12 protein-coding genes are annotated in these 14,412 nt (G+C 73.2%); 5 read left to right on the top strand and 7 right to left on the bottom strand.

Annotated elements, in window-relative coordinates:
• Positions 1–308 precede the first annotated feature (308 nt).
• The 5 genes from tkt to pgl all read left to right on the top strand — a co-directional run bounded on the left by tkt (position 309) and on the right by pgl (position 7,345).
• Complete coding sequence (gene tkt, locus FHL80_RS13450; protein WP_138733915.1) at positions 309–2,540, top strand: transketolase; 2,232 nt, start codon at positions 309–311, stop codon at positions 2,538–2,540.
• A 33-nt stretch (positions 2,541–2,573) separates the two neighbouring features.
• Complete coding sequence (gene tal / locus FHL80_RS13445) at positions 2,574–3,680, top strand: transaldolase (RefSeq protein ID WP_138733914.1); 1,107 nt, start codon at positions 2,574–2,576, stop codon at positions 3,678–3,680.
• A 119-nt stretch (positions 3,681–3,799) separates the two neighbouring features.
• Complete coding sequence (zwf, locus tag FHL80_RS13440; RefSeq protein ID WP_138733913.1) at positions 3,800–5,317, top strand: glucose-6-phosphate dehydrogenase; 1,518 nt, start codon at positions 3,800–3,802, stop codon at positions 5,315–5,317.
• 34 nt (positions 5,318–5,351) lie between these two features.
• Complete coding sequence (locus FHL80_RS13435) at positions 5,352–6,536, top strand: glucose-6-phosphate dehydrogenase assembly protein OpcA (RefSeq protein ID WP_138733912.1); 1,185 nt, start codon at positions 5,352–5,354, stop codon at positions 6,534–6,536.
• Positions 6,533–7,345, top strand: a complete 813-nt coding sequence (gene pgl / locus FHL80_RS13430; RefSeq protein WP_138733911.1) for a 6-phosphogluconolactonase — start codon at positions 6,533–6,535, stop codon at positions 7,343–7,345. Before FHL80_RS13435 ends, pgl begins: the two co-directional genes overlap by 4 nt.
• A 40-nt stretch (positions 7,346–7,385) precedes the next feature.
• Here the strand turns inward: pgl and FHL80_RS13425 are convergent, their stop codons facing one another.
• The 7 genes from FHL80_RS13425 to whiA form a co-directional block, all read right to left on the bottom strand.
• On the bottom strand, positions 7,386–7,727 hold the full coding sequence (locus FHL80_RS13425; RefSeq protein ID WP_138733910.1) for an RNA polymerase-binding protein RbpA: 342 nt from the start codon (positions 7,725–7,727) through the stop codon (positions 7,386–7,388).
• A 252-nt stretch (positions 7,728–7,979) separates the two neighbouring features.
• On the bottom strand, positions 7,980–8,213 hold the full coding sequence (gene secG / locus FHL80_RS13420; protein WP_014741619.1) for a preprotein translocase subunit SecG: 234 nt from the start codon (positions 8,211–8,213) through the stop codon (positions 7,980–7,982).
• Between the two features lie 114 nt (positions 8,214–8,327).
• Positions 8,328–10,100, bottom strand: a complete 1,773-nt coding sequence (locus FHL80_RS13415) for an ABC transporter substrate-binding protein (RefSeq protein ID WP_246078655.1) — start codon at positions 10,098–10,100, stop codon at positions 8,328–8,330.
• Positions 10,101–10,137: 37 nt separating this feature from the next.
• Positions 10,138–10,947 carry a triose-phosphate isomerase gene (gene tpiA / locus FHL80_RS13410; protein WP_138733909.1) on the bottom strand — a complete coding sequence of 270 codons (810 nt, stop codon included), beginning with the start codon at positions 10,945–10,947 and terminating at the stop codon, positions 10,138–10,140.
• 11 nt (positions 10,948–10,958) lie between these two features.
• Positions 10,959–12,167, bottom strand: a complete 1,209-nt coding sequence (locus FHL80_RS13405; RefSeq protein WP_138733908.1) for a phosphoglycerate kinase — start codon at positions 12,165–12,167, stop codon at positions 10,959–10,961.
• A 2-nt stretch (positions 12,168–12,169) separates the two neighbouring features.
• On the bottom strand, positions 12,170–13,177 hold the full coding sequence (gene gap / locus FHL80_RS13400) for a type I glyceraldehyde-3-phosphate dehydrogenase (RefSeq protein WP_138733907.1): 1,008 nt from the start codon (positions 13,175–13,177) through the stop codon (positions 12,170–12,172).
• 218 nt (positions 13,178–13,395) lie between these two features.
• Positions 13,396–14,373 carry a DNA-binding protein WhiA gene (gene whiA, locus FHL80_RS13395; protein WP_014741624.1) on the bottom strand — a complete coding sequence of 326 codons (978 nt, stop codon included), beginning with the start codon at positions 14,371–14,373 and terminating at the stop codon, positions 13,396–13,398.
• Between the last annotated feature and the right edge of the window lie 39 nt (positions 14,374–14,412).

The raw sequence follows: 14,412 nt of genomic DNA, 5'->3' as shown, positions 1-14,412 counted from the left end.
GCGCGGCGTCGCGCGGGCAGCAGGGCACCACGAGGTCCTTCTCCGCCGGGGATGGGTTGCCACCCCACTCTAGCCCGGCGCCTCTCCAGGAATGGGCGGGCACCACTAGGGTTCGATCACGTTGACTCTGCGCGTGGAGCGGGTAGGGCCGAGGTCGAGGACGACGTCGCGCCCACGCTTCCGACTCCCCGACCGCGCCGACCGGGGCGGCCGTGGTGTGCACCGTCGTCCGCCCGGGGCGGGATGCCCCCCGTGCCCCCCGGGCGGGTCCGACTCCGACCGATCCCCGAGGGAGCACCGAGCGCCACATGACCAGCGACAGCAGCAGCAACACCGAGAGCACCGAGGCAGAGGCCCCGGCCGAGGCCGCCACCGACACCCCCACGGGATCGCCGCGCCAGCCCCAGCCGACGCTGCCCGACGGCTTCACCGAGCTCGACCGGCGCGCCATCGACACCGCCCGCGTCCTGGCGATGGACGCGGTGCAGAAGGTCGGCAACGGCCACCCGGGCACCGCGATGAGCATGGCGCCCACCGCCTACCTGCTCTTCCAGAAGTGGCTCACGCACGACCCGAGCGACCCGCAGTGGACCGGCCGCGACCGGTTCGTGCTCTCCATGGGCCACTCCAGCCTCACGCTGTACGTCCAGCTCTACCTCTCCGGTTACGGCCTGGAGCTGTCCGACCTGCAGGCGCTGCGCACCTGGGGTTCGCTGACGCCAGGCCACCCCGAGGTCAACCACACCCCCGGCGTCGAGACCACCACCGGCCCGCTGGGCCAGGGCGTGGGCAACGCCGTCGGCATGGCCATGGCGGCCCGCCGCGAGCGCGGCCTGTTCGACCCGGACTCCCCCGAGGGCGAGAGCCTCTTCGACCACACCATCTGGGCGTTCGCCTCCGACGGCGACCTGGAGGAGGGCGTCAGCGGCGAGGCCTCCTCGATCGCCGGCACCCAGCGCCTGGGCAACCTCGTCCTCGTCTACGACGACAACAAGATCTCGATCGAGGACAACACCGAGATCGCCTTCACCGAGGACGTCGGCAAGCGCTACGAGGCCTACGGCTGGCACGTCCAGCACGTGGACGACGGTGAGGACCTCGCCGCCCTCGACGCCGCGTTCGCCGCGGCCAAGGCGGAGACCAACCGCCCCTCGATCATCGTGCTGCGCACGGTCATCGGCTGGCCGGCACCGAACAAGCAGAACACCGGTGCCGCGCACGGCTCGGCGCTGGGCGACGACGAGGTCAAGGCGACCAAGGAGATCCTCGGCTTCGACCCGGAGCAGACCTTCGAGGTCGCCCCCGAGGTCATCGAGCACACCCGCGAGGTGATCACCCGCGGCCAGCAGGCCCACGCCGAGTGGTCGAAGGGCTTCGACGCCTGGGAGCAGAGCAACCCCGAGGGCGCGGCGCTGCTGGCCCGGATGAAGACCCGCACGCTGCCCGAGGGCTGGGCCGAGAAGCTCCCGAGCTGGGACGCCGACCCCAAGGGCGTCGCCACCCGCAAGGCATCCGGTGAGGTGCTCGCCGCGATCTACCCGGAGCTGCCCGAGCTGTGGGGCGGTTCGGCCGACCTCGCGGAGAGCAACAACACCGCGGTCAAGGGCGAGCCGTCGTTCCTCCCGGCCGACCGGCAGACGAAGATGTGGAGCGGTGGCCCCTACGGGCGCACGCTGCACTTCGGCGTCCGCGAGCACGCCATGGGCGCGATCATGAACGGCATCGCGCTGCACGGCGGCACCCGCGTCTACGGCGGCACGTTCCTCACGTTCTCCGACTACATGCGTGGCGCCGTGCGGCTCGCGGCCCTCATGCAGCTGCCGGTCACCTACGTGTGGACCCACGACTCGATCGGCCTGGGCGAGGACGGCCCGACCCACCAGCCGATCGAGCACTACGCCGCGCTGCGCGCCATCCCGGGGCTGGACTTCGTCCGCCCGGCCGACGCCAACGAGACCGCGATCGCCTGGCGGACGATCCTGGAGAACAACGACCGGCCGGCCGGCCTGGCGCTGTCCCGGCAGAACCTGCCCACGTTCGACCGGTCGGTCATGAACTCGGCCGAGGGCACCGCCAAGGGCGGCTACGTGCTGGCCGAGGCGTCGACGGGCACCCCTGAGGTGATCCTCATGGGCACCGGTTCCGAGGTGCAGATCGCCGTCGCCGCTCGCGAGGTGCTCGAGGCCGACGGCATCCCCACCCGCGTGGTCTCCCTGCCCTGCTGGGAGTGGTTCGCCGAGCAGGACGAGGCCTACCGCCTCGAGGTGCTGCCCTCCTCGGTCCGCGCCCGGGTCAGCGTCGAGGCCGGTGTGCCGATGGGCTGGCGCGACTTCGTCGGCGACGCCGGCCGGATCGTCGGCCTCAACCACTACGGCGCCAGCGCCTCCTACAGCAAGCTCTACGAGGAGTTCGGGCTGACCCAGGAGGCGGTCGTCGCCGCCGCCCGGGAGAGCTTGCAGGCCGCCGACGGGGTCCCCGTGCCGCCGGTCGGCGCGAGCGTGTCCGTCGGTGGCCTCGACAGCCCGACCGGCGACCGCTGAACGACCCAACCGAAACCGACAGGAGGGCACGACATGGCCCAGAACGAGAACCTGGCACAGCTGTCCAAGGCGGGGGTCGCCGTCTGGCTCGACGACCTCTCCCGTGACCGGATCCGCAGCGGGAACCTGCAGTCGCTGGTCGACGAGCACAGCGTCGTCGGCGTCACCACGAACCCGAGCATCTTCGCCGCGGCGATCAGCGGGTCGAAGTCCTACGACGACCAGCTGCACGCGATGGCCGTGCGGAAGGTCAGCGTCGAGGAGGCGCTGCGCACCATCACCGCCGCCGACGTCCGGGACGCCTGCGACCTGCTCGCGCCGGTCGCCGCCCGCACCGGCCGCGACGGTCGCGTCTCGCTGGAGGTCTCCCCCGGCGTGGCGCACGACGGGGACGCCACCGCCGCCGAGGCAGCCCACCTGTGGTGGCTGGTCGACCGGCCGAACCTGTTCATCAAGATCCCCGCGACCGTGGAGAGCCTGCCGGCGATCACCACCTCGATCGCGGCGGGCATCAGTGTCAACGTCACGCTGATCTTCAGCATCGAGCGCTACAAGGCAGTCATGGACGCCTACCTCACCGGCCTCGAGCAGCGGCTGGCCGAGGACCCGGAGGCCTCCTTCCAGGGCATCGAGTCGGTCGCCTCGTTCTTCGTGTCCCGCGTCGACACCGAGATCGACAAGCGGCTGGACGCATCCGGGGCCGACGCCTCGCTCAAGGGCAAGGCTGGCGTCGCCAACGCCCAGCTCGCCTACCAGGCCTACGAGGAGGTCTTCTCCTCCGACCGCTGGAAGGCGCTGGAGGCCAAGGGCGCCAGCAAGCAGCGCCCGCTGTGGGCCTCGACCGGCGTGAAGAACCCGGAGTACTCCGACACGCTCTACCTCTCCGAGCTGATCGCCCCGGACACGGTCAACACCATGCCGGAGAAGACGATGATGGCCTACGCCGACCACGGCCAGGCCGGCGCCCCGGTGCAGTCCTCCTACGCCGACGCGGAGAAGGTCCTGGCTGCCGTCACCGACGCCGGTGTCGACCTCGACGACGTCTTCCGGGTGCTGGAGGAGGAGGCCGTGCAGAAGTTCGTCGACGCCTGGGACGAGCTGACCGGCTCGGTCGAGGAGCAGCTCCAGGACAAGGCCTGACAGCCTGACCCCGTGCCGCCCCCGGCGGCACCCGCAGAACCCGGAACACCCTCCCGCCGTCCGGTCCAGCGCCGCGCCGGACGGCGGGAGCTCCTGCGAGCACATCGAGGACGGAAGAGATGCCCACGAACCCGCTGAGGGACCCGCGGGACCGGCGGCTGCCCCGGGTGCCGGAGCCCTGTGCTCTGGTCGTCTTCGGGATCACCGGGGACCTGGCGCGCAAGAAGCTGCTGCCGGCGGTCTACGACCTGGCCAACCGCGGCCTGCTGCCGACCAACTTCGCGCTGCTGGGCTTCGCCCGCCGCGACTGGGGTGACGTGGAGTTCTCCGAGCTCGCCCGCTCGGCCGCCCGTGAGCACGCCCGCACCGCGTGGCGCGAGGAGGTCTGGGAGCGGCTGGCCAACAGCGTCCGCTTCGTCCAGGGCTCCTTCGACGACGACAACGCCTTCGACGAGCTGGCCAGCAACCTGGCCGAGCTGGAGGGCACCCACGGCATCGGCGGCAACGCCGCGTTCTACCTGTCCATCCCGCCGGCCATGTTCCCCACGGTGCTCAAGCAGATGGAGCGCACCGGGATGGCCGAGAGCACCCCCGACCGGTGGCGGCGGGTCGTCGTGGAGAAGCCGTTCGGCAACGACCTGCAGTCCAGCCGCGAGCTCAACGCGCTGGTCGACTCGGTCTTCACCGCCGACGACGTGTTCCGGATCGACCACTACCTGGGCAAGGAGACGGTCCAGAACCTGCTGGCCCTGCGCTTCGCCAACGAGCTGTTCGAACCGGTCTGGAACGGCCACCACGTCGACTCGGTGCAGATCACCATGGCCGAGGACGTCGGCATCGGTGGCCGGGCCGGCTTCTACGAGAAGACCGGCGCGGCCCGCGACGTGCTGCAGAACCACCTGCTCCAGCTGCTGGCGCTGACCGCCATGGAGGAGCCGGTCGAGTTCTCCGCCGAGGAGATCCGCACCGAGAAGCTGAAGGTGCTGCGGGCGGTGTCCGTGCCCGAGGACAAGGCCCGCTTCGCCATCCGCGGTCAGTACGAGCAGGGCTGGCTGGCCGGTCAGCGGGCCACCGGCTACCGGCAGGAGGAGGGGGTGAGCCCGGACTCCACGACCGAGACCTACGCCGCCGTCCGGCTGGGCGTGGAGACCCGCCGCTGGGCGGGCGTCCCGTTCTACCTGCGCACCGGCAAGCGGCTGCCCCGCCGGGTCACCGAGATTGCGCTGGTCTTCAAGCGCGCCCCGCACCTGCCCTTCGCGCCCACGGACACCGAGGAGCTGGGCCACAACCAGCTGGTGATCCGGGTGCAGCCCGACGAGGGCATGACGCTGAAGTTCGGCTCCAAGGTGCCGGGCAGCGTGATGGAGGTCCGCGACGTCGCGATGGACTTCCTCTACGGCGAGCAGTTCACCGAGGCCAGCCCGGAGGCCTACGAGCGGTTGCTGCTCGACGTGCTGCTCGGCGATGCGACCCTCTTCCCCCGCAACGCCGAGGTCGAGGCCTCCTGGGCGGTCATCGACCCGCTGGAGGAGTACTGGGCGGACACCGCGCCGCACTCCTACCGGGCCGGGGAGTGGGGTCCGCGCGCCGCCGAGGACATGCTCGCCGCCGAGGGGCGCCAGTGGCGCCGTCCGTGACCCGCACGCCCCCGCGTCCGTCCGAGGAGAAGTCATGACCACGCTGTGGGACACCACCGGATCCGCGGTCGTCAAGGAACTGGCCGTCCAGCGGCGCACCGGCGGTGCGGTGATGAGCGGCGTGGCGCTGACCCTGGTGGTCGTCGCCGACGAGAGCCGGGTCACCGAGGCCGAGCAGGCGGCGACCGCCGCCGCTGAGGTGCACCCGTGCCGGCTGCTCATCGTCGTCCGCCGGCAGATCGAGGCACCGGTTCCCCGGCTGGACGCCGAGGTGCTCGTCGGTGGCCGGCTGGGTCCCGGCGAGGCGGTGGTCATGCGGATGTACGGCCGGCTGGGCCTGCACGCCGAGTCCGTCGTGCTGCCGCTGCTGGCCGCGGACGCGCCGGTGGTCACCTGGTGGCACGAGGCGCCGCCGGACCAGATCGCCCGCGACCCGCTGGGCGTGATCGCCGACCGCCGGATCACCGACGCCTCGATGGCCGCGGATCCGATGGCAGCGCTGCGCGTGCGCGCCGAGGACTACGCGCCCGGTGACACCGACCTGACCTGGACCCGCAGCACCCCGTGGCGGGCCACGCTCGCCTCCACCCTGGACTCGGTGTCCGGCCGCCGCGGCGAGCCGGTGCGGGTGCAGGGCGGCCAGGTGGAGGGCGACCCGGAGAGCGCGACGGCCCAGCTGGTCGCCGGCTGGCTGGCGTCCCGGTGCGGCTGCGCGATCCCGGTCGTGCTCGGCAGCCGGGCGCCCGGCGCGTCCGGCATCGACTCCGTCCTGCTGCGGCTGGACCAGGACGAGGAGGTCCGGTTGCAGGACGACCGCAAGGGCGGTGCCGTCATCGACCAGCCCTTCCGGCCCGAGTCCGTCGTCGCGCTGCCCGACCGCAGCCTGGGCGAGCTCATCGGTGAGGAGCTGCGGCGGCTGGACTCCGACGAGCCGTACAGCGAGGCGCTGGAGGCGGTCACCGGGGCGGTCGGGCTCTCCGAGCGGGCCGCGTGCCGCGACCACGTCTGGTTCGACCCGATGCGCCCGGAGCAGTCGGAGGAGCCCGCCGACGGCAACGGTGGCGGGCCCCGCTCGGCGGCGGACGCCCCGGCGCCGACCGTGCCCGACGTCCCCGGTGACACCGACGAGATCGCGCTCAGCGGGGAGCACGACTCCCCCGCCGACGACTCCGACGAGCAGCAGGCCGTCCAGGCCGCCGAGGAGGCCGGGACCCGATGAGCCAGTTCGGTCCCGGGGAGCGGGTCGAGGAGGCGCTGTCCGACGAGGGGCTGCCGACGCCGGACGTCGTGATCGAGCCGGACGCCGACCGGCTGGCCCGGGCGGTGTCCTCAGCGCTGGTGGCCCGGCTCGCCGCCGCCCAGGCCGTGCACGGGACGGCGTCGGTCGTGCTCACCGGCGGTGGCATCGGCACCGCCGTGCTGCAGCGGGTCGCCGACCTGGCCGCCGAGCCCGAGCACGCCGTCGTCGACTGGCAGCAGGTCGACGTGTGGTGGGGCGACGAGCGCTTCGTCCCGGCCGACTCCAGCGACCGCAACGAGCTCGGCGCCCGCCAGGCCTTCCTCGGCCGGGTCGGGCTGGACCCGGAGCGCATCCACCCGATGCCCTCCTCCGACGCCGGCTTCGACGAGCCCGAGGAGGCCGCGGCCTGGTACGCCGAGCAGCTGGCCGCCGCGGCGGAGGGCGGCCGGGTCGTCCCCCGCATCGACGTGCTGATGCTGGGGATGGGGCCGGAGGGCCACGTCGCGTCGATCTTCCCGGACTCCCCGGCCGTCTCCGACGAGCGCCCGGTCGTCGCGGTGCGCGACTGCCCCAAGCCGCCCCCGACCCGGATCAGCCTCGGCTTCTCCGCGATCACCTCCGCGGAGGAGGTCTGGCTGCTGGTCAGCGGCGAGGGCAAGGCGGAGGCCGTCGCCCGCGCGCTCAGTGGGGCCGCGCGCTCGGACCTCCCCGCCGCCGGCGCGCGGGGACGCCGGGCCACCCGCTGGCTGCTCGACCAGGCAGCGGCGAGCGCGCTGCCCCGAGGATGAGGGAGGACCCCCTCCCCGGGCCGGGGAGGGGGTCCTCCACTCAGGCGCCTCGGCGGGCGCGGAGGCGGCTCAGCGCCTCCTCGAGGAGGGCGTCGCCGTCCTCGTCGCTGCGCCGCTCACGCACGTAGGCCAGGTGCGTCTTGTACGGCTCCGTGCGGGGGGCCGGCGGCGGGTTCTCCTGGTCGGTCCCGGCCGGGAGACCGCAGCGCGGGCAGTCCCAGGTCTCCGGGACCTCGATGTCGGCCGCGAAGGCGATCCGCGACTCGTGTCCGTTGGCGCACCAGAAGCCGATCCGGTTCCGGGGCGCCGTCTCGCCGCGCTCTGCTTCACCCATCGGTCCCGCACCGACCCGGCTCCCCCGGATCGCGTTCCCACCAGCCACGAGCGGCCCCCTGATCGTCGGCTTCGATCGCGGTCCCAGTTGATCACCGCTCGGGGCAGTCTAGGGCCTCTCCGGTCCGTCTCAGGTCACGATGCGGACACCCTGAGTACCGGCACGCGACCGTCCGTCGAAAACCAGCCGTGGCACCGAGTGCCTGGTCAGACCGGCGGTCGACCGTCCAGCCGCCTGGCCCGGCCCCCTCTCAGGGGCCCGCCCTGAGCCTGCGGAGGTGGGGAGAGAGGGGGTCCTCCGTCAGACCTTGAGCAGGATGCCCAGACCGACGATGCAGACCGCCCAGACCAGTCCGGCGAAGACGGTCAGCCGGTTGAGGTTCTTCTCCACCACGGAGCTGCCGGACAGCTGGGAGGAGACCGCGCCACCGAACATCGACGACAGACCGCCGCCCTTGCCGCGGTGCAGCAGGATGAGCACGATCAGCAGCACGCTGGTGAGGACCAGCAGCACGTTGAGGACCAGCTCGATCATCGTCAGTCTCCTGTCCTCCTGCCCACGGGGTGTGGACTCGCACCCGGTGGGCCGGGGGCACGACGCACCAGCCTAGCCGACGCGGCGCCCGCCCCCGCGATGCTCCCGTACCTGTCAGCTGACCCCGGCGGTCACGACGTCGTAGCCGCCGTAGGGCTGCATCACCACGCCGTTGCGGAGCCGCTGGCCGGCCAGCAGCTGGACGCGGTTCTCGGCGAGCGGGACGTAGGCGTGCGTCGCGTCCACTGCGGCCACCACCTGGCGCCAGGCGTCCGCCGCGGCCGCCGGGTCGCTCACCACGCGGGCGGCGTCGACCAGCCCGGTGACGCCCGGGTCGGCCAGCCGGGCGTAGTTGGTGTTGCCGACCTCGCGGATGGACCGGCCGTCGACCAGCGGGACGAGGATGGACGCGGCGGTCGGGAAGTCCGCGGTCCAGGTGGCCAGCACGATCCCGTAGCCCTGGGCGGTCACGTTGGCCGGCTTGCCGACGTCGGAGGCGTAGTACGTGGTGGGATCCAGAGGCCGCACCTCGGCCTGGATGCCCACCTCGGCCAGGTCGGCGGCGATCGCGTTCGCCACCGCCACGGTGTTCGGGGCGTCCGGGACGGCGAGGACCGTGCTGAAGCCGTCCGGCTTGCCGCAGGCGGTCAAGGACGCCCGGGCCGCCGCCAGGTCCGGGCCGGGGTCCGGGTCGTCGGGGCCGCCGGCGAGCGCGCGCGGCCACAGCAACGAGGAGCGGACCACGTTGCCCGGCCCGCCGAGCGCCTCCTGGACCGCCCCCCGGTCGACCGCGGCGGCCACGGCGGCGCGGCAGTCGGCGTTGTCCATCGGTGCCACGGTGGTCGGCAGGGCGAGCAACCGCAGGGACCCGGTCGTCACGTCGTCGATCCGGCCGGCCAGGGCGTCGTCGTCCAGCCGGCTCGTGGTGGCCATCTGCACACCGGTCCCGGAGAGGTCGGCGTCGGCCGACCCGGCCAGGAGCGCCTGGTCCCGCGCCACACCGGACAGCCCGCTGCGCACGACGACCTGGTCCGGCAGCGCGGTCCGCACCTCGTCGGTGGCCGGGTCCCACTGCGGGTTGCGGTCCAGCACGACCCCGGTCAGCGGGTCGACCGAGGAGACCAGGTAGGGGCCGGAGCTGACCGGGTGGGAGCCGTACGCCCCGCCGGTGTCGCTCTCCACCGGCACCGGGCTGCTCGAGGGCAGCGCCATCACGAACGGGAAGTCCGGCGTCGCGGTGGTGAGCGTGAAGGTGATCGTCCGGTCGTCCGGCGTGGCGATCGAGGCCAGCCCCAGCTTGTCGGCCGACTCGTCCTGGTACGGCCCGGCGTAGGGGTCGTCCGGGTCGTCGAGCAGGTCCAGGACGTACGTCGGCCCACCGACGATGACGTCGGAGGCGAAGGACCGCTCGATGCCGTACTTGACGGCCCGCGAGGTGATCGGTCGCCCGGTCTCGAAGCGGACGCCGTCCTTGAGGGTGAACGTCCAGGTCCGCCCGCCGTCGGGCGTCGTGCCGGTGTCCGTGGCCAGGTCGGGGACCAGTTCGTCGGTCTTCCCCGGGTCGGACGAGTAGGTCACCAGGGTGCGGGCGTACAACCGCATCAGGTTCCACACGCCCGGCACGTAGGAGCGCTGCGGGTCCAGGCTGTCGATCTCCCCCGTCACCAGCCGCAGCGTGCCGCCGGTCGCGTCGGACGGCGCCCGGACGCCGTCCACCCCGCTGTCGGCCTCCCCGGCCTGGGTGGGCACCCCGGCCGCGCCGCTGTTGCCGCTGCCGCAGCCGGTCAGCACCGCGAGCAGTGCCACCACGACCAGCACGACGGCCGGCCGCCCCGCTCCCCGGAGGTCGCGGCGGCGGACCGGCCGTCGTTCGGTGCTGGTGCTCAACGTGGCTGCTGCTCCGCCCGGTCAGTGCCGGCGGCGGTCAGCTCCCACCGGCAGCGGTACGACAGATCTGTGCGAACTCGTCGGCGTCCAGGCTGGCACCGCCGACGAGCGCTCCGTCGACGTCCGGCCCGGCGAGGATGCCGGCGGTGTTGCCGGCCTTCACCGACCCGCCGTAGAGGATACGGATGACCGCCCCCGTCTCCGGGCCGTAGCGCTCGGCGAGCCGCGCCCGGAGTGCTGTGCAGACCTCCTGCGCGTCGTCCGGGGTGGCCACCTCGCCGGTGCCGATCGCCCACACCGGCTCGTACGCGACCACCAGGTCCTGGACCTGCTCGGCGCTCAGGCCGGCCAGGGCCAGGTCCAGCTGGTCGGTGCAGTGCGGCACGTGGCTGCCGGCCCGGCGGACGTCGAGCCCCTCCCCCACGCACAGGATCGGCACCAGGCCGTGCCGGACCGCGGCCTGCACCTTGGCCGCGACCACGGCGTCGTCCTCGCCGTGCAGGGTGCGCCGCTCGGAGTGGCCGACCAGCACGTACCGGCAGGCCAGCGCGGCGAGCATCGCCCCGCTCACCTCGCCGGTGTACGCGCCGGAGTCGGCTGCTGCGAGGTCCTGCGCGCCGTACCCGATCTCCAGCTTGTCGCCGGCGACCAGGGTCTGCACGCTGCGCAGCGCCGTGAACGGCGGGACGACGACCACCTCGGCCGCGTCCAGCTGAGCCTCGGTCAGCGAGAACGCCAGCTTCTGGACGAGCCCGATGGCCTCCAGGTGCGTGAGGTGCATCTTCCAGTTGCCGGCGATCAGCGGCCGGCGGCCCTCGCGGGGCGGCTTGGGCTTGGTGCGTGCCATCGTCGCGCCCCTCAGTCCGCGAGCACCGCGAGGCCGGGGAGCTCCCGGCCCTCGAGGTACTCCAACGACGCACCGCCACCGGTGCTGATGTGGCCGTAGGCCGCCTCGTCCAGGCCCAGCTGCCGGACGCTGGCCGCCGAGTCGCCGCCGCCGACGACGGAGAGCCCGTCGACGCCGGCGACGGCCTGCGCGACGCCGCGCGTGCCGGCCTGGAAGGGCGCCAGCTCGAACACGCCCATCGGCCCGTTCCAGAAGACCGTGTGGGCGCCGGCCAGCGCCTCGGCGAACAGCTCGACGCTGCGCGGACCGATGTCCAGGCTCATCTCGTCGGCCGGGATCTCCCCGGCCGGGAGCACCCGGGTCGGCGCGTCGGCGCTGAACTCGGGGGTGACCACGACGTCGACCGGCAGCACGATGCGGTCACCGGCCTCGTCCAGCAGCCGGCGACAGGTGTCGACCTGGTCGGCCTCCAGCAGCGAGGTGCCCACCTCCAGGCCGCGGGCGGCGAGGAAGGTGTAGGTCATCCCGCCACCGATGAGCAGCCGGTCGACCTTGGGCAGCAGCGCCTCGATCACGCCGAGCTTGTCGCTGACCTTCGACCCGCCGAGGACGACGACGTAGGGCCGCACCGGCGTCGAGGTCAGCTGGGCGAGCACGTCCAGCTCGCGCGCCACCAGCCGGCCGGCCGCGTGCGGCAGCCGGGTGGCGACGTCGTAGACCGAGGCGTGCTTGCGGTGCACCGCGCCGAACGCGTCGTCGACGTAGAGCTCGGCCAGCCCGGCGAGCCGGTCGGCGAGCTCGCCGCGCACCGCGTCGTCCTTGCTGGTCTCGGCCGCCTCGAAGCGGACGTTCTCCAGCAGCAGCACCTGACCGTCGGTCAGCGCCGCGGCCTTCGCCGAGGCGTCCGGGCCGGCGACGTCGGCGGCCAGCGGCACCTCGGTGCCGAGCAGCTCGCCGAGCCGGGCGGCGACCGGCGCCAGCGAGAACTGCGGGTCCGGCTCGCCCTTCGGCCGCCCGAGGTGGGCGGCGACGACGACCCGGGCCCCGGCGTCGCGGAGCGCGGCGATCGTCGGCAGGCTGGCCCGGATCCGGCCGTCGTCGGTGATCTTCGTCGTGCCGTTGGAGGACGCTGTCTTGTCCAGCGGGACGTTCAGGTCGGCGCGCAGCAGCACGCGCCGACCCGAGACCCCGCCGGCGAGGAGCTCGTCGACTGAGCGCATCGTCAGGAGAGCTTGCCGCCGACCAGGACGACGGAGTCGACCAGCCGGTTGGAGTAACCCCACTCGTTGTCGTACCAGCCGACGACCTTGACCTGGTTGCCGAAGACCTTGGTCAGGCCCGAGTCGTAGATGCAGGACGCGGGGTCGGTGACGATGTCGGAGGAGACGATCGGCGCGTCGGTGTAGACGAGGTAGGGCGCCAGCGGGCCGTCGGCCGCCGCCTTGTAGGCCTCGTCGACCTCCTCGACGGTGACGTCGCGGCCCACGGTGACGGTGAGGTCGGTGGCCGAGCCGGTCGGCACCGGGACGCGCAGCGCGTACCCGTCGAGCTTGCCCTTGAGCTCCGGGAGGACCAGGCCGATGGCCTTGGCCGCACCGGTGGAGGTCGGGACGATGTTCAGCGCGGCCGCGCGGGCCCGGCGCAGGTCCTTGTGCGGGCCGTCCTGCAGGTTCTGGTCGGCGGTGTAGGCGTGGATCGTGGTCATCAGGCCACGCTCGATGCCGAACGCGTCGTTGAGCACCTTGGCCAGCGGCGCCAGGCAGTTGGTGGTGCAGGACGCGTTGCTGATGATCGTCTGCGAGCCGTCGTACTGCTCGTGGTTGACGCCCATGACGATCGTCAGGTCGTCACCGGTGGCCGGCGCGGAGATGATGACCTTCTTGGCGCCACCTGCGTCGACGTGCTTGCGGGCGTCGTCGGCCTTGGTGAAGAAGCCGGTGGACTCCACGACGACATCGACACCCAGGTCGCCCCACGGCAGGTTGGCCGGGTCGCGCTCGGCCAGCACCTTGACGGTCGCGCCGCCGACCTTGATGCCGTCACCGACGACCGAGACGTCCTCGGGCAGCTTGCCCAGGATGCTGTCGTACTTGAGCAGGTGCGCCAGCGTCTCGGGGGTGGTGAGGTCGTTGACCGCCACGATCTCGATGTCCGCCCCGCCGGCGGCAGCTGCCCTGTAGAAGTTGCGGCCGATCCGACCGAACCCGTTGATCCCGACCCGTACCGTCACTGCGGACCTCCCAGACCGTGTTGCCCAGCCGGGCCGGTCGGCCCAGCGGCACCGTGGGCCACGCGTGTGCGCGGCCACATTCCACGGACAGCCTATCGGCCCGCGAGCCCGCTCCCGACCGCGCGTCCGGGTCGTCCCGACCGGCCGGCAGACGTCCGCGACGTCTCCCCCGGCGTGCGGAGGAGACGTCGCGGCGTGCTCTCAGTCCCGGCGTGCCCTCAGGTGAGCATGTCGTCGGTGACGACGGACTCCGTGTCCGGGATGCCGAGGTCCTTCGCGCGCTTGTCGGCCATCGCCAGCAGACGCCTTATGCGCCCGGCAACAGCGTCCTTGGTCATCGGTGGGTCAGCGCGCTGGCCGAGCTCCTCCAGCGACGCCTGGCCGAACTCCAGCCGCAGCCGGCCGGCCACCAGCAGGTGCTCGGGGGCCTCGTCGGCCAGGATCTCCAGGGCCCGCTCGACCCGGGCGCTCGCCGCGACCGCGGCGCGGGCGGACCGGCGCAGGTTGGCGTCGTCGAAGTTGGCCAGCCGGTTGGCCGTCGCCCGGACCTCGCGGCGCATCCGCCGCTCCTCCCAGGCGAGCACCGCGTCGTGGGCACCCATCCGGGTGAGCAGGGCGCTGATCGCGTCGCCGTCCCGGACGACGACCCGGTCGGTGCCGCGCACCTCCCGGGCCTTGGCCGCGATCCCCAGCCGGCGGGCGGCGCCGACGAGAGCCATCGCCGCCTCCGGCCCGGGGCAGGTGACCTCGAGGGACGACGAGCGCCCCGGCTCGGTCAGCGACCCGTGCGCCAGGAAGGCGCCGCGCCACGCGGCCTCGGCGTCCCCGATCCCGCCGGAGACCACCGACGGCGGCAGGCCGCGCACCGGCCGGCCACGCTGGTCGACCAGCCCGGTCTGCCGGGCCAGGCCCTCGCCGTGCTTCGCGATCCGCACGAGGTAGCGCACGCCGCGGCGGATGTTGCCACCGGCGAGCACGCTCACCCCGCTCGTGTAGCCGTACACCTCGCTGATGTCGCGCCGCAGCCGTCTGGCCACCGAGCCGGTGTCGAGCTCGGCCTCGATGACCACGCGGCCACCCACGATGTGCAGGCCGCCGGAGAAGCGCAGGAGCGCCGTCACCTCGGCCTTGCGCTCGGAGGTCTTGGTGCACTCCACGCGGGAGAGCTCGTCCTTCACCATCGCTGTCATGGCCATGCGTGCTGTTCCTTTCCCCCTGTGTGCCGACAGGTGCCC

The sequence above is a fragment of the Modestobacter excelsi genome (genome assembly GCF_005930495.1).
Lineage (GTDB): Bacteria > Actinomycetota > Actinomycetes > Mycobacteriales > Geodermatophilaceae > Modestobacter > Modestobacter excelsi.
The sequence above is the reverse complement of the archived record's forward strand: the minus strand, read 5'-3'. Positions and strand labels throughout refer to the sequence as shown.

Coding starts and splice junctions, on each gene's coding strand:
- tkt (WP_138733915.1), top strand. CDS start 309: ATGACCAGCGACAGCAGCAGCAACACCGAGAGCACCGAGGCAGAGGCC.
- tal (WP_138733914.1), top strand. CDS start 2,574: ATGGCCCAGAACGAGAACCTGGCACAGCTGTCCAAGGCGGGGGTCGCC.
- zwf (WP_138733913.1), top strand. CDS start 3,800: ATGCCCACGAACCCGCTGAGGGACCCGCGGGACCGGCGGCTGCCCCGG.
- FHL80_RS13435 (WP_138733912.1), top strand. CDS start 5,352: ATGACCACGCTGTGGGACACCACCGGATCCGCGGTCGTCAAGGAACTG.
- pgl (WP_138733911.1), top strand. CDS start 6,533: ATGAGCCAGTTCGGTCCCGGGGAGCGGGTCGAGGAGGCGCTGTCCGAC.
- secG (WP_014741619.1), bottom strand. CDS start 8,213: ATGATCGAGCTGGTCCTCAACGTGCTGCTGGTCCTCACCAGCGTGCTG.
- tpiA (WP_138733909.1), bottom strand. CDS start 10,947: ATGGCACGCACCAAGCCCAAGCCGCCCCGCGAGGGCCGCCGGCCGCTG.
- FHL80_RS13405 (WP_138733908.1), bottom strand. CDS start 12,167: ATGCGCTCAGTCGACGAGCTCCTCGCCGGCGGGGTCTCGGGTCGGCGC.
- whiA (WP_014741624.1), bottom strand. CDS start 14,373: ATGGCCATGACAGCGATGGTGAAGGACGAGCTCTCCCGCGTGGAGTGC.